Origin of the sequence: Rossellomorea yichunensis (genome assembly GCF_032337515.1) — a bacterium.
Taxonomy (GTDB): domain Bacteria; phylum Bacillota; class Bacilli; order Bacillales; family Bacillaceae_B; genus Rossellomorea; species Rossellomorea yichunensis.
The window spans coordinates 325,581-346,577 of sequence record NZ_JAVYAD010000003.1 but is presented as its reverse complement, the minus strand read 5'-3'; the positions used below and the strand labels follow the sequence as shown (position 1 = coordinate 346,577).

26 protein-coding genes are annotated in these 20,997 nt (G+C 41.2%); 3 read left to right on the top strand and 23 right to left on the bottom strand.

The window, feature by feature from the left end; translation table 11 throughout:
* The first annotated feature begins 7 nt into the window (after positions 1-7).
* Both RSX31_RS09610 and ytrI read left to right on the top strand, forming a co-directional pair.
* On the top strand, positions 8-343 hold the full coding sequence (locus RSX31_RS09610; protein ID WP_044339284.1) for a YtrH family sporulation protein: 336 nt from the start codon (positions 8-10) through the stop codon (positions 341-343).
* Positions 340-843, top strand: a complete 504-nt coding sequence (ytrI, locus tag RSX31_RS09605; protein ID WP_148969916.1) for a sporulation membrane protein YtrI — start codon at positions 340-342, stop codon at positions 841-843. Before RSX31_RS09610 ends, ytrI begins: the two co-directional genes overlap by 4 nt.
* Positions 844-1,036: 193 nt before the next feature.
* Here ytrI and RSX31_RS09600 read toward each other — a convergent pair whose 3' ends face one another.
* The 10 genes from RSX31_RS09600 to RSX31_RS09555 form a co-directional block, all read right to left on the bottom strand.
* Positions 1,037-1,204, bottom strand: a complete 168-nt coding sequence (locus RSX31_RS09600) for a hypothetical protein (protein WP_282138719.1) — start codon at positions 1,202-1,204, stop codon at positions 1,037-1,039.
* Positions 1,205-1,307: 103 nt separating this feature from the next.
* Entirely contained in the window at positions 1,308-2,180 is an 873-nt protein-coding gene (locus RSX31_RS09595; RefSeq protein WP_148996189.1) for an alpha/beta fold hydrolase, read from the bottom strand.
* Positions 2,181-2,564: 384 nt separating this feature from the next.
* Positions 2,565-3,851: an MFS transporter gene (locus tag RSX31_RS09590; protein WP_315634416.1), complete on the bottom strand. Its 1,287-nt coding sequence runs from the start codon at positions 3,849-3,851 to the stop codon at positions 2,565-2,567.
* A gap of 59 nt (positions 3,852-3,910) precedes the next feature.
* Positions 3,911-5,053, bottom strand: a complete 1,143-nt coding sequence (locus RSX31_RS09585) for a winged helix-turn-helix domain-containing protein (protein ID WP_315634415.1) — start codon at positions 5,051-5,053, stop codon at positions 3,911-3,913.
* Between the two features lie 6 nt (positions 5,054-5,059).
* Entirely contained in the window at positions 5,060-5,533 is a 474-nt protein-coding gene (locus RSX31_RS09580) for an HIT family protein (RefSeq protein ID WP_282138716.1), read from the bottom strand.
* 101 nt (positions 5,534-5,634) lie between these two features.
* Positions 5,635-5,994, bottom strand: a complete 360-nt coding sequence (locus tag RSX31_RS09575; protein ID WP_315634414.1) for a hypothetical protein — start codon at positions 5,992-5,994, stop codon at positions 5,635-5,637.
* 19 nt (positions 5,995-6,013) lie between these two features.
* Positions 6,014-6,832 carry a lipid II flippase Amj family protein gene (locus RSX31_RS09570; protein ID WP_315634413.1) on the bottom strand — a complete coding sequence of 273 codons (819 nt, stop codon included), beginning with the start codon at positions 6,830-6,832 and terminating at the stop codon, positions 6,014-6,016.
* 93 nt (positions 6,833-6,925) lie between these two features.
* Positions 6,926-7,327, bottom strand: coding sequence for a cytidine deaminase (locus tag RSX31_RS09565; protein ID WP_315634412.1), 402 nt, complete (start codon positions 7,325-7,327; stop codon positions 6,926-6,928).
* A gap of 395 nt (positions 7,328-7,722) precedes the next feature.
* Entirely contained in the window at positions 7,723-8,682 is a 960-nt protein-coding gene (locus RSX31_RS09560) for an LLM class oxidoreductase (protein WP_315634411.1), read from the bottom strand.
* Positions 8,683-8,828: 146 nt separating this feature from the next.
* A complete protein-coding gene (locus tag RSX31_RS09555) occupies positions 8,829-10,034 on the bottom strand; it encodes an MFS transporter (protein ID WP_315634410.1) in 1,206 nt (401 codons plus the stop codon).
* Positions 10,035-10,414: 380 nt separating this feature from the next.
* Between RSX31_RS09555 and RSX31_RS09550 the strand changes: the two genes are divergently transcribed.
* Entirely contained in the window at positions 10,415-11,380 is a 966-nt protein-coding gene (locus tag RSX31_RS09550; protein WP_315634409.1) for a quinone oxidoreductase family protein, read from the top strand.
* A 174-nt stretch (positions 11,381-11,554) separates the two neighbouring features.
* Here the strand turns inward: RSX31_RS09550 and RSX31_RS09545 are convergent, their stop codons facing one another.
* The 13 genes from RSX31_RS09545 to RSX31_RS09485 all read right to left on the bottom strand — a co-directional run bounded on the left by RSX31_RS09545 (position 11,555) and on the right by RSX31_RS09485 (position 20,987).
* Positions 11,555-11,743, bottom strand: coding sequence for a hypothetical protein (locus tag RSX31_RS09545; protein ID WP_148969922.1), 189 nt, complete (start codon positions 11,741-11,743; stop codon positions 11,555-11,557).
* A gap of 231 nt (positions 11,744-11,974) precedes the next feature.
* Complete coding sequence (locus tag RSX31_RS09540) at positions 11,975-12,427, bottom strand: GNAT family N-acetyltransferase (RefSeq protein WP_148995940.1); 453 nt, start codon at positions 12,425-12,427, stop codon at positions 11,975-11,977.
* Between the two features lie 183 nt (positions 12,428-12,610).
* Positions 12,611-13,165, bottom strand: coding sequence for a nitroreductase family protein (locus RSX31_RS09535; protein WP_315634408.1), 555 nt, complete (start codon positions 13,163-13,165; stop codon positions 12,611-12,613).
* 157 nt (positions 13,166-13,322) lie between these two features.
* Positions 13,323-14,924 carry an ABC transporter permease gene (locus RSX31_RS09530; protein ID WP_315634407.1) on the bottom strand — a complete coding sequence of 534 codons (1,602 nt, stop codon included), beginning with the start codon at positions 14,922-14,924 and terminating at the stop codon, positions 13,323-13,325.
* Positions 14,924-15,832, bottom strand: coding sequence for an ABC transporter ATP-binding protein (locus tag RSX31_RS09525; protein WP_282138709.1), 909 nt, complete (start codon positions 15,830-15,832; stop codon positions 14,924-14,926). The genes RSX31_RS09530 and RSX31_RS09525 overlap by 1 nt, the downstream gene beginning before the upstream one ends.
* A gap of 4 nt (positions 15,833-15,836) precedes the next feature.
* Positions 15,837-16,478: a TetR/AcrR family transcriptional regulator gene (locus RSX31_RS09520; RefSeq protein ID WP_315634406.1), complete on the bottom strand. Its 642-nt coding sequence runs from the start codon at positions 16,476-16,478 to the stop codon at positions 15,837-15,839.
* 246 nt (positions 16,479-16,724) lie between these two features.
* Positions 16,725-17,258: a chloramphenicol phosphotransferase CPT family protein gene (locus tag RSX31_RS09515; RefSeq protein ID WP_315634405.1), complete on the bottom strand. Its 534-nt coding sequence runs from the start codon at positions 17,256-17,258 to the stop codon at positions 16,725-16,727.
* A 30-nt stretch (positions 17,259-17,288) separates the two neighbouring features.
* A complete protein-coding gene (locus RSX31_RS09510; RefSeq protein ID WP_315634404.1) occupies positions 17,289-17,954 on the bottom strand; it encodes an HAD family hydrolase in 666 nt (221 codons plus the stop codon).
* An 83-nt stretch (positions 17,955-18,037) separates the two neighbouring features.
* Entirely contained in the window at positions 18,038-18,442 is a 405-nt protein-coding gene (locus RSX31_RS09505; protein WP_282138705.1) for a hypothetical protein, read from the bottom strand.
* Positions 18,443-18,500: 58 nt separating this feature from the next.
* A complete protein-coding gene (locus tag RSX31_RS09500; protein ID WP_282138704.1) occupies positions 18,501-19,001 on the bottom strand; it encodes a phosphoribosylanthranilate isomerase in 501 nt (166 codons plus the stop codon).
* Between the two features lie 176 nt (positions 19,002-19,177).
* Complete coding sequence (locus RSX31_RS09495) at positions 19,178-19,948, bottom strand: hypothetical protein (RefSeq protein ID WP_315634403.1); 771 nt, start codon at positions 19,946-19,948, stop codon at positions 19,178-19,180.
* A 92-nt stretch (positions 19,949-20,040) separates the two neighbouring features.
* Positions 20,041-20,763 (bottom strand): HAD family hydrolase, encoded by a 723-nt coding sequence (locus tag RSX31_RS09490; RefSeq protein ID WP_315634402.1) that lies wholly within the window; start codon positions 20,761-20,763, stop codon positions 20,041-20,043.
* 41 nt (positions 20,764-20,804) lie between these two features.
* A complete protein-coding gene (locus RSX31_RS09485; protein ID WP_315634401.1) occupies positions 20,805-20,987 on the bottom strand; it encodes a hypothetical protein in 183 nt (60 codons plus the stop codon).
* Between the last annotated feature and the right edge of the window lie 10 nt (positions 20,988-20,997).

The following is a 20,997-nucleotide window of genomic DNA, read 5'->3' as shown; positions in this document are numbered from 1 at the left end:
TGATGAAATGGCAGAAGCTTTCTTTCCGGAATTATTCAAAAGCTTCTTTATTGCTATGGGGGTATTACTGGGGGGATCACTCCTCGGCGGGCTGGCTTCATTCGCAATGGGACAGCCTTTATTCATTGAAATGAGACGACTATCTGATTTCCTGCGCATCTGGGCCATCATCGCAGCGATCGGCGGAACATTCGATACGGTCTACAGCTTTGAAAAAGGCTTTCTGAACGGGGAGACAAAAGAACTCTTCAAACAATTCCTCTTAATTCTTTCCGCTTTAGGAGGAGCCAACACCGCTGCCATGATCATCTCATGGCTCACACAGGAGCATATGCCGTCATGAGAATCCCACCCTTTTATCGGCTTCCCTCCTGGCAGCGATTCTTCGCAGGGATGGTTGTAGGCGGAATCATCAGCTGGATGATCTTCTTATTCATGTTCGGAACCATGCATGAGAAGCAGGCCCAAAAGATAGAAGAACAGAAAAACGACATCAGCAAACTGAAAAACACCTTGTCCTATCTTCAGGAAGAATACAAACAACTAAACACTGAAAACGAACATGAACTCACCATCCAGGAAGTCAAAGTGAAGATCGTCAACAATACGAAAACAAAAGTCGAGTTACTCAGTATACACGAAACAGAGGACCAGTTGAGCGAGGATTTACGGAGCCTGTTGACTAAAGACTTAGAAACGGTGTACGGGAATAAGGAACTCATCAAGAAGATCATTGAAAACAAAACGGTCAAATTGAATGATAAGTCCTTTAATCTGAAAGTACGTGAGATGTACTTTTATACAACTACCCAGATTACGTTGGAGTTGAAGTATGAGGAATGATGTTGGTGGACGAACCTGTTGGAGAGGCGTTAGTGCCTTTTGATGAGAGGTTCGTCTTATTTTGGGCGGCCTCTGCTGCCGGTTAGCGAAGACGGGAGAGCTGCACTCCATGTCGTAATGCATACCTATTTAAAGAAAATTCGACACGGAGGATCAATTATTCAAAAAGAGGATCAATAAATCAAAATCAGGATTAATTAATTCCAAACAGGATTAATAATCTGTAATCAGGATTAAAAAAAGCCCAATCCGGATCAATCTCTTCACAGAAGGATTCCTCATCAGGAATTTCAATCCGAATCCGGCCACTCAGACCCGTCCAGGATCCTACTCCAGCTGAAAATAGACAATCGAAAGTCATTTCACGTCCAAAAGCAGCTCATCTACTATGCTGAAAGTGCCACTTATCATCAGCATGATCTTTCTTTAATCTGCACCAGGACTTTAACCTCTACACTGTTCTTTCATTCACTCCGTATAAATGCACGCTCACGATTTCCCTTAACAAACAAATCATACTCTTCCGCAAATCGCTCTGCCTCTTCCAGGAATGGATAATGGTTACTTATCTCAAAGATTACTAATTTGGAGTGAGGTATACCTTCAGCCATCTCAATGGAATACAGTAAAGGACATTGGACATCATATCTGCCACACATGACCAAGGTGGGGACTGAAATAAACTCCAGTTTTCTACTTACATCATAAACTTGTAACTCCCGGATAAAAAAGTTCATTCGTGCAGCAGACAACCCTTTATGAATGTCTAGTGAAAAAAGCTCACCATATTTTCCAGGCGAGAACAAAGACAATTTCGTCCTTTCCACCGTTAGTTCTTTTCTTTTTTCCATTGGTAAATCCGACTGTTTTAACGTTTCTATCAGTTCCTGCATCCTGTTGAAATCCTGATGCGCAGAATTATAAATACAATCTTCTGAGAAGGTCATATATTCTCTTGCAGCTGCACCAACGATCACATTAACATGGAGACTTTCTGAAAAGTGGATTCCGTAAAGTATCCCTAACATCCCTCCTGTTGAATGACCGGCGAACCCCCATTGAAGAAACCCTAAAGCTTCACGAATCGCTTCCAAGTCGAATATGGATTCCAGCATACTCAGCTGATAGGGTTCGTTTGCTTTCTCCGATTGACCGGCTTCCCGTAAGTTGATTAAAAAGACTTGGTTTGTCCTTGTAAATGACTCTGCAAAATAGTCACCGGTTTGGTTAAATTCTGAATAATGGTGGGTCACACAAAGCGGCGCTCCCTGACCCTTGATAAATAGCTCAAATACTCCGCGTGTTGTATGTAGTAATTTCCTTTTCCAATTCCCCATCGTCACGTCCCTTTCTGAGCTAAAATATTTGGCAATGATACCAAAACTTAAAACATGATTCACTTAAAATAATCCTAAATAAGAAAATAAAAATATTAACACCACATACTTATAAGCATTGCTTGATGATTTTTATTGTTTGTTTTCCTTTTTATATCTATGGTTAAAAATCCAAGTAAAACAATGATCAATACATATGTAATAGCTTCCTTTATTGACGACAGTCCACTCATAAGTGTTAACAGTAAAACTAAACTCACGATAAATATGAACGTTATAGGAATGTACTCAAGTTTAAATTTGACGTTTTTCAAGTGTATCACCCCCAATAATTCCCTTCATTTTCATCAGCTTGCTCTCCCATTAGAATGAAAAATCTTAGGTTTAACCTAAATCACGTTCTCTTCTCAGACGCCTTTCAACACCGGCTATAACATCTCCTGCCTCTTGCACATTCCTTTTCCAAATGACTTTCCTCATGATAATACCAACGGTTCCTATAAGGATCAGGACCACGCCAATCCACCTGAACACATGCAATACGCCAAAGTGATGAATAAGTACACCGCCAAGAAGGGGACCGGCAATGAACAATATACTTAGCGTCGAGTCCACTATACCCGACACTCTTCCTATCGCTTCTGTGGGAGGTTCCTTCTGGATCATGTAATTCACTGCCGTAAATGTTATCCCAGTGCCAATGCCGCCGATAAAGGCAAAAGAGATCGCTACCATGGATGTACTTTGATGATCCAGAAAACCTAAACCGCCTGTCATAACACCGATCAGGAGACTACCAGTCCCGAAGAACCATCCATAGCTCTCGATTGTATCCAGCTTAGTAAGAACAAGAATGACCAGAAGAGAGCCGACCCCGATAGCAGAGATCGTCCAACCTGTCATCTCTGTCTTGTTGGGAAACACCTCACTGAATAATGTTACAAGCTGAGCGTCGATCATTTGAATCGTCAGGGTGATGACCATCCCGTACAGTATACTTACCAGCAAGATCCTGTTCTTAAAGACTATTTCCCACCCTTCCCTCCACGAACGAAAGAAATGAGCGTGAACATCTGGGGTTGTTCCTTCGTTGTTCTCATTATTTCGTAAAGCTATCCTTGATAATATGATTCCTGAGAGGATGAAGGCAACCGAATTGATACCTATTGAAATGTCCGGGCTGAAGACTCCCGAAACAGACCCACCCAATAGCGGACCCACCACTTTCACCAATTGAAGCAGGCTACCGTTAATGGTGACAGCCTTCATTAGATTCTCTTCATCTACAATGTTCCTCACTAAACCTTGCTGAGCCGGGGTGCCGACCACTCCAACGGTATTCCTTAACAGAAGAACGAACAGAGCCACAATAGGGGAGGACACGAACACCAGCAATAGCGTTAGACATCCCCTGATCCAGTCTGAATAAATCAGGATTCTCAGCTTGTCTTTCCGGTCCACAAACACCCCTGCCAACTGGCCAAATAACGTACTTGGAATAGCGTACATAACAGGAATCATGGCAATCAACATAGGGTCGGCATTCCATGTATACCTGAATAGAATGAGAACTGCGATGAAATCAAACCAATTCCCAAGATTCGATAATGCATTAGCTGAAAAAAACTTGATGAAATTTTGATCTTTCCAGATCGATGGATTTTTCCCCATACCTGATCCCTCCACATTCATTCTTTATCAAAGAATAAATGATGAATGTCAGAGGAATATCAGAGATAAGTATCAAGCTGGTTTCGAATGATAGATTCTAGATTAATTAATTGATACTCTTCCTCATATTTCTTCAATTGAAGGGAATATACCCGGGATAAATCCAGGTCTGTCTCGTATTCAGCCAAGTAATACAAAATGGTATTCAGGCTGATGAATAGTCCAGGGACATATCTTGCTTGTGAAAATTGGTCCAAGCCCCGATCAAAAAAGTGTTTCGCTCCGATTCTATCCCTTTTATAGAGTGAGGCAATTCCTTTAATGATCATAAAACTTGCTCTCTCTCTTAAAAAAGGATAATGTTGGAGCTCTTTCTCAATTTCCATTAGTCTTCCTGTTATCCGGTCATCATCTTTTTTTGATAATAGTATGTAGAGCTCAATGAAGGAAAGGAGTGGGATAAACCCATCCACTTTCTTTTCATGCACCGCATTTTTTGATTGTGCCAAAAGAATTTCCGCATCTTCCAGCTGCCCGGTGAATACAAGGAGGGGTAACCGATTTAACATTTCCATTTCAGTACGGTGATCTACTGGAATGTTCGGGTTGGCCATGGCTTTTGTAAAATACTCCAGACACTTATTCTTGTCCTCTGCTATGTAGGAATATATGTGCAGTAAGTAATAACATCGATCCCAAAATGGAAGATCACTCGATTCAGCTATCCATTTGAAATTCCCCTTCATGAATTGAAGGTACAAACGGTTCTGTGTCTCCAGTTCAAATCCCAACACTGATTGATTTTCCTCCAGAAGCTTCAAGGCATCACCTTGACCATATAAGTGATATTTACGAAAAAGCATTGCCATACTCAAAGAAACTTCATCGTCCTGCAGCAGGACATTCTCCCTGACCGTTTCCCTGATCTTCAGTTTATACCCCACTCCCCTTATGGTCTCAATACTCATAATGGAAGAAAGGGGTTTCAATTTCTTTCTGACTCTGTAGATATGATCGTCGACCGTCCTGTCAGTTGGTTCTTCCCTTGTCCAAACTGCATCCAGCAGCTCATCCCGAGTGAAAATACGGGACGGGCTCCGAAGTAAACATTCAAATAACTGAAATTCCTTCCTCAAAAAATGAATTTCTTCTGAATGATATTTTAGTTTATATTCATTGTGTAATAGCTCAATATTATCCATTGACACCTACATCGTGTATCCTTTTTCATGAAAACGCTCCATTAGTTTTTCTTTTAAAACCAAATGCTTTTCTTCTGAATACAAGTAAGTACTATCTATCCAATGTTTTGGAGAATAATTCCACACTGGTTTTGTCACATACTCTTCCCTTTCCCATTCGTACCTGGGGAAAATGTGGGCGTGTAAGAAGGCATCTGTGTTTCCGTAAATCGAATAATTGATTCGTTTCGGTTTACACACTTCCGTTATGACATCTCCAATTATGCTCATATCGAGTAAATAATTACTTCTCTGTTTCGTATCAAGGTCGTTCAAGGAATTCACTTCAACGTACGGTAGCAAGACACAATACCCAGGTAAAAATTGTGTATCCCCCATTACGGAAAAACCACTTGTCATCTTGGCCAGTACCATAGGATTCCGGCCAGCATGAGCAGACCCGATCCGATCTTTTTTCCATTGGTCATTGTTCATTGACATACAAGGAACCTCCAAAATTCACATTTATTTACCTCTCAATCACGAAAACAAAACAATAAAAATTTGATAAAATCGAAACAGCGCCCCTATAAATACAGCACCTAAGCAGCCATCAATAGGTACCTGAATTTGAATAACCACTGGTGTTTATATTCATTAGGATCCTTCCACTCCTGAATATCTTTTTTCAAAGTGTAAAAGAAAAGGAGGAACAGCGGTAAGACAATAAGTATGATAATACCAAGAAAGAAAACCTGCTTGTAATACATCATGGATGATTCCTTCAGAAAAACTTTCAATACTTCACCCAGTGCAACAAAAAGCAAAATCAACAGCATGACATTGGATGTAAAAACGGCAAAGAGTTTTCTCCCTTTCTTTATGTCCCTTATGATTAAATATGGAATCAAAAAAAGGAGGACAAGCACTGCCGATGCGTAAAAATATGTACTTCCAGACATGGGATTCCTCCTCTTTTCCTTAACTAACAAAAAACTGAGACATCCAGGCAATATAGTATGAGCCCGGGATAAAGATCAGTTGAGCGATCACTGTCCCGAACAATCTTGAAATGATCATCATGATGGAAAGACCTTTTAATTCTGTATAATTCCCCTTCCCATTTGCCACATCATCAGCCAACACGGAAATCTTAGGATCAATGAACAGGGTAAGTAAAATGGTTGCGATACCATTGATCAATCCCGAAGCCATCGTCGCACTGTGTCCTCTATCAGGTACGATGATCGCAGCATATAGCGCAGATAGAACACCAATCGTGTAAACCGCTGTAATCATCATATTGATGAAAAACAACCTCTTGGGGATTGCCCTGAAATTGATTCCCGTCAAATATCTTCTACCCGGTTTGGCGATATGATTGATCCCTCTTTTATAAAGGTCATTTTTAAACCCAAGCTTGATCAATCGGGGAACAGAACCTCCCTGCTCTGAAAGGTGGATAATTCCCCTGGAGAACAAAGCAACGAATGTAGGCAATAATATAATTCCCAGGATTGTCCCTAAAGTCGAGGCACCAATCAACACCCTGAATTGCCCTTCTATCACTTCTAATTCTCTGCCATCTGGTGCAGCATCGATGAGACCGCCTGTAAAAGGCTGCTGCATCATATTCGACATCCTTGAAACAATGACCATCATATTAAACAAAGATAGACCCGAAGCGATTAGCTTCACCCTTGCCCCGGATAACCGGACAGCATAAGCAAGGGTTTCAATGCTATGTATAATCAGAATAAATAGTGCAATTGATATAACTGGTAAAGAAACAAACTCCACGACGACAGCTCCCTTTTTTATCCAAAACATATTATAGCATTAAAAAAAGGAACATTCCGTATTTTTGAAATGTTCCTTGAATTCGGCTCTCCATTATTTTCTATACGCCTCATACCAATGAAAAGGTTGAAGTTCTTTTAAAGTCTTAAATAGTAGATCACCTTCATGATGAAAAATTCCAACCTTCACGCTCGCTCCCCAATAGAAAAGCCTCTCCTGACAAATATCACAAGGTGTTAGAACTTTGTACTCGGAAATTTCATCATCACGCACGACACAAATGGAATGAGTCACTTCAGTATCCAGTTTATGCGCTTCCAGTATGGCTCCCGTTTCGATACATAACTCTGTGGAAGCATTGATGATTTCAGGAGAAACGCTAGTAAGGACCTCTCCTCTTTTTGTATACATAGCAGCAGCACCGCCCCAACCTGTCGGGTATCTTTTTTCGATTAAGGCTACCGCTTCTTCGAATAGTGTTTTTTCAATGTTCATCTATTAGCCCCCTCTAAAATGCAAATTGCAAACTTCCTATTTACTCTATACTACGTTGGTCATTTTCATTTTACCAGGCGAATGGAGGGCTGAAATCTTCCTATTCTAACTAGAAATCTATTGAAATGTTCGTATTTACTGCTTGAATAAGGGCTCTGTCGGAGTAATACCTTCGATCAGTACTCTCTCTAGCGATTTATGATCCGGTTTGGACGCTTTATGATCCTCTTTTTGAAAATATGATCCGGTTTGGGGAACTTATAATCCTGATTATCATTTTATGACCCGTTTGTCGAAAAATCCTCATTCAAGGGCTACCGTCGTTTTCCCTACAAAAAAGAAAAGCTCCCAGGCATTTGATCAAATGCCTGGGAGCTTTGGTGCAGTCAATCCTTCTACTTCTGAATCGCCGGAAAGTGAGGTACCACATACTCCCCCAGCTCTTGAATAACTTCATCAGCCGGACGCTCACTGTCAAACAGTGCAAAGAAGAGGTGATTCACTCCGGCGGCCTTATAGATGTTCAGCAATTCAATGAGATAGTTCCGGCCGATCCGGAAACCAAGGCGGATCGGTGTTGGGATTTCATTTGGATCCCCGGCAAGATCCAGGTGCATCGGTTGGCTGAATGGCTTGAAGAGACCTGGATGGTACTCTTCTACAAGGCTTCTCCAACGACGGATGGTCAGCTCTTGATCATGAGGACTGCGTGGATAGTACATCCACCCATCTCCATGTTCAGAGAACCACTTCATGTCCTGCTGGGCATATCCTGTAATGAAAGTCGGGATGCGTGTGGTCGGTTTTGGAACCAGATTCGCCCCTCGGATATCCCCTCTCGTTGACTCAATATGAGGAAATTCACGGTACAGGACGTCCTGTAGATAATGATAGGCTTCCACGAATGTCTGCCCCCGGTCAGGATGGGATGCGCCGAGTGCAGCAAAGTCCGCCCGTCGGTCACCCGATGATACACCGAGCAGAACCCTTCCAGGGAACAATTGATCAATAGTGGCGATTTCCTTCGCGACACGCAATGGATGGCGAAGCGGTAATACCGTCGCAGCCGTTCCAAGTGCAATATCATTGGTCTTCCCGGCGAGATAGGTTAAATAAATCATCATGTCATAAATCTGCCCAACTGCCGGATCTCCAAAGTTCGGATCCTCGAGGAGAACATCCCTGAACCAAAGGCTTGTGAAACCAAGTTTCTCTGACAATTGTGCCAGTTCTACCTGCTTTTCCATCGTCGGGGTGTCGAAACGGTAATTTTCAAGAGGAATGTGAAGGCCTAACGTCAATTCTCCCTCTTTATACATGCGGTTATAAGCTTTGTGATGTGAGAATGGATTCATCTTTTCCTCTCCCTTTTTTCATTTGACAGGAGACGGCGTATAGGGCCGCCCCTGTCCAACTGGTCATGACAATATCTTATTCGCTCAAACGATGTATCTTCTGTTGATCTGATCGCTCTTTCCATACTTGAACCATTCTATCGTCCTTAGGCTGATTTTCGTTCAATGCCGCGGAGCCATGCTGTTAATACAACGGCTCCTGCCACCATGATGGCACCGATCCACGGGGTATGGATCAAGCCGATTCCATCGACGATCATCCCACCGACAAAGGAACCGATTGCAATCCCGACGTTAAATGCAGCGATATTCAAGGCTGACGCCACATTGACTGCTGACGGTACATACTTTTCAGCCAGGTTGACAACAAGGACCTGCAGCCCCGGCACGTTCATGAAAGCGAATAATCCCATTAGGAAGATCGCGATCAGACCTGCCACTTTAAATGGTGCTGCGAATGTAAGAACCAATAGAATGATGGCTTGCATCACAAACATCCAGAATAACGCTTTTAAAGGACTCTTGTCGGATGCTTTCCCTCCGACGACATTTCCGATGGCCACGGCAATTCCGTATACAAGAAGAATGATACTCACCCATTTTGCGCTGAATCCCGTCACGTCCTGCAATAAAGGTGTTAAATAAGTGAAGGCGACGAACGTCCCGCCATACCCAAGTGCTGTGATGGCAAAGGCTAATAATAACCGACCATTCGTTAAAATCTTCAATTGTTCACTGAACTTAGCTGGTGGTGCTTCCTTCAAGTTCTTCGGTACAAGGATGGAACTGGCGATGATGCCTACGACACCGAGAAGGGCTACTCCCCAGAATGTGGCTCTCCAGCCGAATGCCTGACCGATGAATGTCCCGAGTGGTACTCCTGTAACCGTCGCGACCGTCAATCCTGTGAACATAAAGGCGATTGCACTGGCCCGCTTATGGGCAGGTACTAAATCGGCGGCAATTGTCGATCCGATCGAGAAGAAAATCCCGTGTGAGAATGCGGTGATAAATCTGGCAACGAGCAATAACCCGAAACTGGTGGAAAGTGCAGCAACCGAGTTCCCAACAATGAATATAAGCATCAACGACATAAGAAGGGATTTCCTGTTCATCTTACTGGTCAATGCAGTCAATACGGGAGCTCCAATGGCCACTCCGATTGCGTAGCCTGAAATCAATAGTCCTGCAAGTGTAATCGATATCGATAAATCATCGGCAATCGATGATAATAGTCCAACTGGTACAAATTCTGTCGTTCCAATTCCAAAGGCACTGATGGCAAGGGCAAGTAACGCCGGTGTGCCACCTTTCGTTTTTGACTGATCTATTGTAGCTGAGGTTGAACTCATTTCGTATATTCCTCCTTAAAGTGGATAATTCGTTAATTGAAATGAGAATCGAAGGCGCCTTTCGTTTCTCTGTACACATCATGATAACGGGTACAAATATATATTGTAAGTACGCACTTTAAAGTCATGTAAGTACTTTTTTGTACCCTAGTATCTTTAAAGTTTCTATACACCTTTCAAACCTCTTCTGCTAAATCCAACAGGTACTGTTTGAAAAGCTAAATTGAATTATGAGGGATAGCTAACTTTTTGGGAAGAACGTACTTTGAAGTGGCATAGGCACCTGGAAGTACCCATAAGAAGAAGGAAGCTCATTGCTAGTCAAAAGGATAGGAACTGGTTACACTAAAAATGAATGTTTCTATAGAGGAGAGTAAATGATGAAAGCACTCATATTTGAAAAATTCGGTGGACCGGATGTCCTCCATTATCAGGAGATCGATTCTCCCCAAATGGGACGGGATGACATTTTAGTTGAAATGAAGGCAATCGGCCTGAATTTCGCCGATGTATATAGAAGAAAAGGAAACTATCACTTAGCAGGAAACCCTCCGTACATATGTGGATATGAAGGGGCAGGGATCGTCAATCGTGTTGGAAGCAACGTGACAGGAATTGAGGTCGGGGATCGCATAGCTTTTGCAGATGTACCCTATGCGAACGCTGAACTTGTGGCCGTACCAAAGGAAAAAGCCATTCCACTGCCTGACGATATATCGTACGAAACAGCTGCCTCCCTTTTATTACAAGGGCTCACTGCCCATTACTTAACGAAAGACAGCTATAGTATCAAAAATGGGGATACTGCTTTAATCCATGCGGCAGCAGGCGGTGTGGGACAGCTCCTTGTACAAATCATCAAGATTCTAGGTGGCACAGTCATCGGTTTAACGTCCTCAGAAGAAAAGAGACAAGCGGCGTTGTCCACTGGAGCCGACCACATGTTTTTATACAGCGATGACTGGAAAAAGGATGTTGAGGATGTTACTGAAGGTAAAGGGGTGGACGTTGTATATGAATCCGTAGGTTCCACGTTAATGGACAGTTTTGAGGTCACCCGCATCGGAGGGACGGTCGTATTCTTCGGTATGGCTGGAGGAGATCCTGTTTCCGTTGATCCCCGAATGCTGATGGACACCTCGAAAACCCTGACAGGCGGAGACCTATGGAATGTATTGACGTCTCACGAAGAACGGGTGACCCGCTCTCACGAATTATTCGGATGGATCCAAGAAGGAAAGTTGAAGGTTTCTGAACCAACGGTCTTTCCATTAAGCGAAGGCGCAAAAGCCCATGAATACCTGGAAAGCAGAAAAAGTACAGGAAAGATTTTATTGATTCCGTAAAAAGGACAGCCATAATGAAATAGACCCAATCCCTTGTAGGGTAAGTACTGATTTAATGTAGAGTGATAAATAGGATTACGAATTCAGCTGTGAAATTAACATAAGAAAAGCCATAACGAATTTAGCTATTCGTTATGGCTTTAACATTAAATTCAATTTTGCATTTTCTTCATACTAGGATACAACCTCAAATTTCAAAGTGTTTCGATGGACTTGGATATACTCACCGGTTGACTTATTCATTACTTGAGATACTTCCTTGGTGTGGGTTACCTCAAACCAATCATTTTGTATATCCACCATTAATTTTATTTCCACATCACTTTCTCCATATTTTAATCCACTATAAGATAATTTCGTCATCGTTATCATCCCTTTCTTATGAAGAATATGGGTCGACACTTCATCAGTTTCTTAACTTAATTATAAGGTATTTTTAAAAATAATGGTTTAATTACTCTTGTGAAAAATATTGCTTTATCATTTTCACATATGAAATAGTAGTTTGATTCTGTGTGCAGAATTAAATGTTGGAACTAATTACTTGTAGGGACGGGGTCTTTTTTCAAGTTTCATCCTCTTTCCCCCTGCCGTCTATAAATCCTGAGCTAACCGAATCATATCCCGGCACTGAATTCCATTCTCAAATATTTCATCTGAATAGTGTCTGATGAAAAAGTCCATATCCACACCAACGATTCTAAATCCACATTTCTGATAAAGAGCCAATTGGCCTATTCCAGAGTTCCCGGTACCAACTTCAATGGTCTTGTAGCCTTTGGAGCTTGCTACCTTAACAGCATCCATCACCAGCTGCTTTCCAATCCCTCTGCCATGCATCTCTTCCGCAACCGCCACATTCACTAACTCGATGGTCTCAGGTCTTGTTGGAAGTAATACATACACTCCAACAATTTCCTGTCCAAGTTCAGCTACAAAGCACTCTCCCCGAGTAACATATTCTTTTACGATTTCTTCTGAAGGATCTGCCAATAGCAGTAATTCCATTGGGAGATCTTCATCTGTCTTTCGCTTTCTAATGATCATTTTTTACCTCGCTTAAAAAATTGGGATTTCTTTTATAAGTTATTATACTACCCGTTTGCTGAAAAGATAAAAGGCAACGATTTGCTTATGAGCGGCGGTAACACCGATACCATAAAAAAAGACCCAACCGTTATGGCGAGTCAAGAGTCGTTTGCTTTTTTAAAATAGGACTTTCCCTAGGAATTAGTTCTTGTAAACCGTCAACTTCTCTTCTGCTGATGTTCGATCCCTCACCTGAGGTACTTTATCAAAGTATCCCATATGCAAGAATCCTACAATCTTCTCGCCAGGCTTCACGTCTAATAAGTCACGCACATTTGGATCATAAATATGTGGATTCGTTTTCCATACAACTCCAAGCTTTTGTTCCCAAGCCAGCAACTGAAAGTTTTGAATCAGCGAGCTGACCGCACCAAAATTCTCTTCCCATTGCTTTTGTCTGGGATCTTCCTCCATGACCACAATAAGGAAAGCAGCGGGTTGGCTGAAATAATTCCTTCTATTCTCCTGCATGTCTGGAGAAAATGTCTTCACTAGATTTTCTACAAAGCCTTCCTTCTCTTTGGTAGACACAAAGATAAAACGCCAAGGCTCTCTTAATCCATGGTTCGGTGCCCAGATCGCATCGTCCAATATCTCAAGCACAGTTTCCTCTGTCACTTCTTTATCTATATATCCACTTTTAATCGAACGGCGTTCCCGAATGATTTTTGCTAAATTTGATTTTGCATTTTCCATTGTACAATCTCCTCACATAATAGATACCATATAAATGATAACAATTATCATTCTCATTTGTAAAGATATATTTCTGTTAATCTCTGATATAGTATCCTGGCTCAAAAGTAATCAAAGACCTCCAGTGAGGCTCACTGGAGGTCCTATTTTTCAACTATTAAGTTTCAATATCACGTTTATTAAAGCCAATAAATCCTGCCACTGTCAGTACAAAAGCAATCATGCATAAAAGTAGAAGTGGCATGAAAGAAAAGTCTTCAATCGGTGTTTGAGGCACGTGACCATATGGAGAAATGTTGCCAATCCAATCCGAAAACTGGAATAATCCTCCCAGGTACAACACGATAAAAGAATAAAAAACATAAAGCCATATCATGCTCGCAAGCTTTGGCAAATACCCCATAAGAAATACAGCTATACTAATCATGACGAGCATGGCTGGATAGTAGGACAGGGCTGCGCCAAAGATCATTTCAAAGGATAATCCACCTTCCACCACTGCATTACCCGCCGACCATAGTCCGAGCGCTGCAAGGGAAATCATGACAAAACCATTGACTATAGAAATGATGAAGTAACTGCCCAATAGTTTGGTTCGTGAAACGGTTCTGCTTAACAGGTGGAAAATTCGTTCCTTCTTCTCCTCCCCGCGCAGTTTATTCATGGACATAACGGGAGGGACAGTTGCCAGCAATGAAATGACGATCATCAACATGGGGATGAATTGTTCTATCAACGTTACCCCTTCCGCTGGTTGTAGCAGCTGTTTCATTGCTTCGCTTTCAGAAAAAAAGGATTCGAGATCTCCTAAAACAGATCCATAAGAGGCACCTAACACATACATACCGATGGCCCATGATATGATTCCGGTTCGTTGCAATCTTAATGCAAGACCGATTGGACTTTGCAAAAAGCGGGATGCATGTTTTTTTCCGGGCTTGGATGGTAAAAAGCCACGATCCAAGTCACGAATGGCGTTCAAATAATTCGCTGCGGCATAAAGAACGATTGAAGCAGCAATCATGATAATAATCGGCCACCAATTATTTGTATCGTACACTTCTGCTTTTGTTACCCATGCCAGTGGTGAAATCCACGATAGCGCTTCGTTGCTTACGTCCGTGATGGCCCGAAGAAGATAGGAAAGAAGAAGTACGGCCATTGAATATCCGATGGTACCCCGTGAACTGTCCGACAGCTGGGCAAATATGGCTGTTACCCCGGCGAAGAATAAACCAGTCGCCCCTAATGCCGTACCATAGAGTAAGGACCCTTCAAGATCTATGCTTTCAATCCCAAGGGCAAAGAGTCCAATACCATTGATCAATGCGATTCCAACACACGTAGACGTTACGACAAGTAAGACTGCATTTAAGTAGGAAAGACGCCCCGTCGGTAACGAACGAAGCATTTCCAAACGTCCATCCTCTTCAGCAGCTCGCGTGTGGCGAGTGACAAGCAGGATGGACATTAACCCTACCACTGCAGCGGTCATAAGTAACATCTGATGCGCGGTCATGACACCAATCGTATAGTTGCTTAAATCAGCTGGACCAGTCATGGCAGTCATCGCGGGATTGGCCATTGTTTGGGCCATCGCATCTCTCTCCTGTTGAGAGCTGTACAAATCCTTAAATGCTGTTGGGACGACTAATGTAAAAAACGTAAGGGACATGATCCAGATTGGGATCCGGACACGATCAAGACGGAAAATGAATGTAGAAAGGTAAGCCGTTTTAGCCATTAAATTGGCTGCCATCAGTGGACACCTCCCACTCCTGTATCCTTCGCTCCTTCATAATGACTCATAAATAAATCTTCCAATGTTGGTGGGGCACTCTCTAGCTTAACAATACCAAATGGACTAATATGCTTGATAACAGCATCCATTTGCTCAGTATCAACCTGAAACGATATACCATGTTCGCTTTCTTCGATTTCATGGATGCCTTTCAGCTCATTTAAACCTGTTAGCGGCATCTTGGTATCGACCAGCATTTGTGTTCGTGTTAAGTGACGAAGCTCGCTTAAGGAACCAGACTCAATAATCTTACCCTGGCGAATGATACTGACTCGGTCGCACAGCTTCTCTACCTCTGATAATATGTGACTGGAAAGAAGGACACTTTTTCCTTGTCTTTTTACATCCATCACACATTCCTGAAACACCTTTTCCATTAATGGGTCGAGCCCGGAAGTTGGTTCATCCAGAATGTAGAGATCTGCATCAGATGAAAAGGCCGCGACTAAAGCTACCTTTTGTCGATTCCCTTTGGAATATGTTCTACACTTCTTGGATGGATCTAAATCAAATTTTCTTATCAATTCTTCTCGTCTTGCCATATTCGTTGTACCATTGAGTTTCACGAATAAATCAATGACCTCTCCCCCTGTCAGGTTTGGCCATAAATTCACATCCCCAGGGACATAAGCAATGTTCTTGTGAATGTCTACAGCATCCTGCCAGGCGTCTTTGTTGAAAATTTTCACCTCTCCGTCTGATGCCTTTAAGATTCCTAATAATACGCGGATGGTGGTTGATTTACCTGCACCATTTGGACCGATGAACCCTACAACCTCTCCTTTATTCACCTCAAGATTGATCTTGTTCAATGCAGTAAACTTGCCAAACTTCTTCGATAAGTTGGTTACTTTTAATAAGCTCATTTGTTCATTCCTCCCCATCTTTATAGAAACAACGTCTCAGAATTTCGGAATAGCTGTTCCATTCATTGAATATCTCCATTCCAACATGATGAAAAGAATCTAACTTCGCCATTTGTAATTCTGCAAAACCAAGCATTGTCCAATTAAGGATATGCACTGCTTTTTCCGGATCAACACCCTCTCGGAATTTTGACCAATCTATATTTTGGTAGATCCTATTCAAGCCATCATCCAGAATGCTCCCCCTTATCCGCTCAATATCAGATTTTACTTCCGGTGCTTTCTCATCACCAAGCGATTTAAGGAAATCAAATACTAATGGATATTTTTTTTGAATGTTTAATTTGACCAATCCCACTTGATAGATCCTTCTGAAGAGATCCCTTTCATTCATGTCTATTTCCTCATAAATTTGCTCGATGATTTTCATTGAATCTTCAATTAAAAACAGGTACAAATCCTTTTTATTTTTAAAATAATTGAATAGGGATCCTTTTGAAATCTGTGCTTCCTTTACTATTTCATTCGTTGATGCTTTATCATAACCACTGTTAACAAACTCTTTCATTGCTGCATTGATAATTCGTTCTTGTTTCTCTATTTTCAAATTTTTAAATTTAGTAATATTTATGCTGCCTCCCTTCACAAAATGACCACTTTGGTCATTTTCAATATATCAATAAATGACCATTGTGGTCAATATTTAACTTTTTGGGGATATAGAGAGCCACAAGAACAAGGTGAACAGTAATAAGAAAGGGCCATTCATTTGAATGGCCTTTTTTAGCGTTTAAAGTAAATCTAGCAAAGATAAACTCCCTCAATAAAGATAGAACATGAAATTTCTTAGCTGCCAGCTCACATTGTTTGTTTAGTAACAACTGAACAGCTCTCAATCTTTGATTTTCCGTTCGATCATTCTTGCACATTCTTCTGGCGATGTCTTAGTTGTATCAACTGAAATATCATATTGCATGCCTTCGTGCACCGCTGCAGCCTGCGAAACGGCCATACCTTCAATGCGGTCCTCTCGTTCCCTCTCCCGGACTGCCGCTACAGTGGGATCACACAAGACTCCCACCCACAGCACCTGCAACCCATCCAAGGAAATTTCCCATCGTTTACGAGCTTCTATTCCACTAAGGAAGACATCGTCAATAATGATCAGTGCTCCTCTTCGTGCCATCTCTCCCATACCGTGCCTCCATGCAGATTCCAGAGCACGAAATTCCGTACCCGGAATGACCGACCCATCCTCACCCAGCTTAATTCCGCTATCTTTCTTAAGCATGGCATCGGGCATAGCCTCAATCAAATCGTCAATACTGAACCTTAGCCATGGCGCTTTAGAGGAATTCTGAAGACATTTCGCGATCGTCGTTTTTCCGGAGCTGGATCCACCGTTTAGGATGATTACGTCTGTCATGTGTATAACCTCACTTTAAGAACGATTTGTTCATTTTACCCGACTTCCTACCAGCACATCTTTTATCCCGTCGACATCTTTGACAATATAAGTAGGATCAGACTGGCTTATTTCTTCAAACGAACCATATCCATACGTCACTCCTATAGAGTCAATTCCTGTATTATGTGCTCCAATAATATCGTGCTTCCTGTCTCCTATCATAATAAAGTTGCCTAGTCCATATTCATGATAGATATCCAGAATGTATTGAATGATCTCAGTTTTTGACGTTCTCGTACCATCAAGGTTGCTTCCTGCAATCAGGGCAAAGAACTGGTCTATATTGAAATGCTTTACTATTTGTTCAGCAAACACAGTAGGCTTTGAAGTTGCAACAACTAACGTAATTCCTTTTTCTTTTAACGTTTCCAATAGTGATGGAATATTTGAATACAGCTTGTTTTCAAACATCCCCTTCTCCTTGAATCGCTCTCTGTAAAAGTCAATTGCTCTTTGTGTTTTTCCCTCATCAAAATCGTAATACTCAGCAAATGAAACTTGTAGTGGTGGCCCAATAAAACATTCGAGCTCATGAACATCAGGCACCGCAACATCCAAATTCTCTAATGCATATTGGACCGATTTAGTGATTCCTTCTTTTGGGTCCGAAAGTGTTCCATCTAAATCGAATAAGATGATTTTATAGTTATTCATATAAGCTCCTTTCAATTGATTTCGGGAACTTTTGGAAACAGATGTTCCTTTTCAGTTGTACAAAAAATTTAATAAATGTTCGTTTAGTATCTTTCAATCAACAATACATCCTCTGAGGGAGACAGATACTCTTTTTCCCCAATCGAAAAGTCCGTTTTTTGACGAGTTATTTCTGCATACTGAACAACGTTCCCCTCATTAAGAAAAACGATTAAGTAGATATCATCTCTACTCCTGATGTTACTCGGATCTTCAAATTCAACCCCCATCTGCTTTTCAATATGCTCTTGAGGAGTATATGGTTCAAACAAGTAAGCTTTATCCCACTTGAAGTCCGTTAATGGTTTGACCTTTATTTCCCTATTATTTTGATTTTCAACCATTGAATGCATGGTCTTCTCAAAGTCTATATTATGTAGAACATCACTATTGCCACAGCCAACAATCATAACTACTATCAAAAGGAAAGAAACTGCTTTTAACCTCAAGGTAAACCTCTCACTTTCCTCATGTTGAATTTGCCACAGGTTTAGTCTGCCATGCACATTATTTATTTTTTAGACTCTTCAAGTACTCTATCTTCCCAATATCTTTGTGATTATTTTTATCTGCCCGATAACTGTCCTTGGATGAAGACTCGTAAACTCTTAGATACTGCTCAGGGTTTAAGAGATAGTACTTCACATCCCCTTTTCGATGCATTTCCAGATCTTCCACTCGTATCCCTGCGAAGTCAGGTAAAGTGTCGATAATTCCAAACTCAACGGATAATCCATCTTTCGAGAACTCATGTTCATGCAAATCGATTAGGCGATATTCCATTGAATTCATGATGTTCACAATTTCGTTCCAGTTATGTATCGATGATTCAGGCGGCACTTCCCACCCTCTCTTATCACCAGGCACATGTATGTCCAAGTCCCCTGCATCCCAACTCTTTCCCGTGATCACTTCTAAACCAACCGAACCCATTAACAATGGAATAATGCCACTATCATTTAAGTTTTTAGTAATTTTGATAAACTCATTAAATTTGTGATGATCCATTTGTTCCTCCACAATTCCTATTTTCCATTGAAAAACTCATCCCTCAGAATACTCATCCGCAACCGGTCCAGAACGGTACTCGGTGTCGTGTAGGATCAATTTCCTTAGTTGAACCTTTGGCCATTGAGTGGTTTTCATTTCTGGTCTCCCTTTCTCCTTCAAATATCCGATCAACACTAAACCTGTTCTGTTTGAATATGCTTATATCGTTCTAATATTTGGATTAAAACCTCTTTATTATATTTCGTTTTCCCATGGATTCTTTCAGCCCATTCTTCCACCTTTTCAAGCTTGGAATCCTTCATTAATCCTTCTGTTGTACTCAGAAAGCTTTCCCAATTATAAAACTCCCAATGAGCGATTTCAGATTTGTATAGGATTCTGCACTCCAGTAGAGGGCCTGATTTAATTAAATGTTGAGAATGCTCAGCAGCCTTTAAAAACGTATCCATTTCAATTGGCTGTGTCTGGAACACTTGTTTCGATACTTTTCCATTCGGTCGATGATACAGAATTTCTGTGCCTGATGGATGATCTTGAACCTGTACCCTGGCTGCAGGGAAGAACCCACTTACCTTTTCGTTGGTATAATCCATGCTATCCGTATCTATTAAAATGGGGTTCAACCATTGATCACCCAGGTCACAAAGAAATCGTTCCCCTTTTTCATTCAATGCGATAACGGCCGCATGAGCATCTTCCGAGTTCAGGTTATGACCGACGGGATACGCCTCGACCCCATCCCTCTTAAACTCATCAAGTAACCAGAGTGCAAGATCGAAACAATTCCCGGACATGCCAAATTGTTCCCTGTGATCACGCATAAGAGAGACATCCCGCTGTTTCTTAATAGTTCCCTGGTTATAAAACCAAACTTTCGTTAACGTCTCCATGGGAAAATCATTGAATTTTCCCCATGTCTTTAAAATGCTTGCTGAAGCTAACATTTGAGTTCCTACCTTCTAAATTGGATTCGTTGATAAGTAGATTAATAACTTAATTGGTCTATGTATGGCCTCTACACGCTTTAATGACTTAACTATTTATTACTGCCGCTACCTAGCAATATATATCTAATTTCCCCAATAGAAGACACAATTGCGTAGGGAGTATGATTGGTTGGTTTTTCTATCCCTCTAAAATTGACCCATATTGCTTCCATTCCAGCTTCAATTGGACCGATTACATCATGAGTCCACGAATCACCTATGAATATTGTCTCTTCAGGTTTCTTACTAAAAGTTTTTAGAGCAATATTATAGATTCTGCTATCAGGCTTTCTAAAACCTAATTGTTCAGCATGAAAGATTTTATTGTGGCTGAATATATCTCCCAGGCCCATGTTGATTATCTTCTGTTGAGGTTCATAAAGTCCGTTTGTTACAATCCCTATCTCATAATGCTTATTCAGTTCATTCATTAAATTTAATACATATTCGTTAACAGTAATGAATTTCATACTTGTGTTAGTAAAAAGAGCTTCAAGCTGTTCAATTGCTTCAATGTTCACCTTCACGTCAAAGTAATCAAAAGTACTCTTCCATCTTTCTCTCTTAAATTCAAATGTGTTTGTTTCCCTACTTACAAGTTTGTCTATTAAGGATTTTGGAGGTTGTTTTATTTTCTTCAGAAATAGTTGTTTATCCATGTCCCTTGTCAGTGGATGTTCTGTAAGAGATTGAACCAGTCCGTCATCAAACCAAGACGAATTTTCAAGTAGCGTGTCATCCAAGTCAAATAAAAGAAGGCTATACTTTTTCACTGACGTATCAACCCTTTTAATAGTTTTTTATAGATGAAAAATCAAATTGCATATTCATAATGAGCCATTGCTAGAGAAATAAGGATTAATTGATCTACTACATATTTTGACTGCAGCAATGAATAAGCGTTATCTGCGACAAACTCCTTCTGATGTTCAGAAACAGATAAGGTTACACATTCCTCCCAATTGTCAGCATTGATTTCCTTTAATCCCAGATTCATATAAACCACT

Bases quoted from the DNA above. Each gene is read 5' to 3' on its own strand.
- RSX31_RS09610 (WP_044339284.1), top strand. From the start codon at position 8: ATGGCAGAAGCTTTCTTTCCGGAATTATTCAAAAGCTTCTTTATTGCT.
- ytrI (WP_148969916.1), top strand. From the start codon at position 340: ATGAGAATCCCACCCTTTTATCGGCTTCCCTCCTGGCAGCGATTCTTC.
- RSX31_RS09600 (WP_282138719.1), bottom strand. From the start codon at position 1,204: ATGACTTTCGATTGTCTATTTTCAGCTGGAGTAGGATCCTGGACGGGT.
- RSX31_RS09595 (WP_148996189.1), bottom strand. From the start codon at position 2,180: ATGGGGAATTGGAAAAGGAAATTACTACATACAACACGCGGAGTATTT.
- RSX31_RS09590 (WP_315634416.1), bottom strand. From the start codon at position 3,851: ATGGGGAAAAATCCATCGATCTGGAAAGATCAAAATTTCATCAAGTTT.
- RSX31_RS09585 (WP_315634415.1), bottom strand. From the start codon at position 5,053: ATGGATAATATTGAGCTATTACACAATGAATATAAACTAAAATATCAT.
- RSX31_RS09580 (WP_282138716.1), bottom strand. From the start codon at position 5,533: ATGTCAATGAACAATGACCAATGGAAAAAAGATCGGATCGGGTCTGCT.
- RSX31_RS09575 (WP_315634414.1), bottom strand. From the start codon at position 5,994: ATGTCTGGAAGTACATATTTTTACGCATCGGCAGTGCTTGTCCTCCTT.
- RSX31_RS09565 (WP_315634412.1), bottom strand. From the start codon at position 7,327: ATGAACATTGAAAAAACACTATTCGAAGAAGCGGTAGCCTTAATCGAA.
- RSX31_RS09560 (WP_315634411.1), bottom strand. From the start codon at position 8,682: ATGAATCCATTCTCACATCACAAAGCTTATAACCGCATGTATAAAGAG.
- RSX31_RS09555 (WP_315634410.1), bottom strand. From the start codon at position 10,034: ATGAGTTCAACCTCAGCTACAATAGATCAGTCAAAAACGAAAGGTGGC.
- RSX31_RS09550 (WP_315634409.1), top strand. From the start codon at position 10,415: ATGAAAGCACTCATATTTGAAAAATTCGGTGGACCGGATGTCCTCCAT.
- RSX31_RS09545 (WP_148969922.1), bottom strand. From the start codon at position 11,743: ATGACGAAATTATCTTATAGTGGATTAAAATATGGAGAAAGTGATGTG.
- RSX31_RS09540 (WP_148995940.1), bottom strand. From the start codon at position 12,427: ATGATCATTAGAAAGCGAAAGACAGATGAAGATCTCCCAATGGAATTA.
- RSX31_RS09535 (WP_315634408.1), bottom strand. From the start codon at position 13,165: ATGGAAAATGCAAAATCAAATTTAGCAAAAATCATTCGGGAACGCCGT.
- RSX31_RS09530 (WP_315634407.1), bottom strand. From the start codon at position 14,924: ATGGCAGCCAATTTAATGGCTAAAACGGCTTACCTTTCTACATTCATT.
- RSX31_RS09525 (WP_282138709.1), bottom strand. From the start codon at position 15,832: ATGAGCTTATTAAAAGTAACCAACTTATCGAAGAAGTTTGGCAAGTTT.
- RSX31_RS09515 (WP_315634405.1), bottom strand. From the start codon at position 17,258: ATGACAGACGTAATCATCCTAAACGGTGGATCCAGCTCCGGAAAAACG.
- RSX31_RS09510 (WP_315634404.1), bottom strand. From the start codon at position 17,954: ATGAATAACTATAAAATCATCTTATTCGATTTAGATGGAACACTTTCG.
- RSX31_RS09500 (WP_282138704.1), bottom strand. From the start codon at position 19,001: ATGGATCATCACAAATTTAATGAGTTTATCAAAATTACTAAAAACTTA.
- RSX31_RS09495 (WP_315634403.1), bottom strand. From the start codon at position 19,948: ATGTTAGCTTCAGCAAGCATTTTAAAGACATGGGGAAAATTCAATGAT.
- RSX31_RS09485 (WP_315634401.1), bottom strand. From the start codon at position 20,987: ATGAATCTGGGATTAAAGGAAATCAATGCTGACAATTGGGAGGAATGT.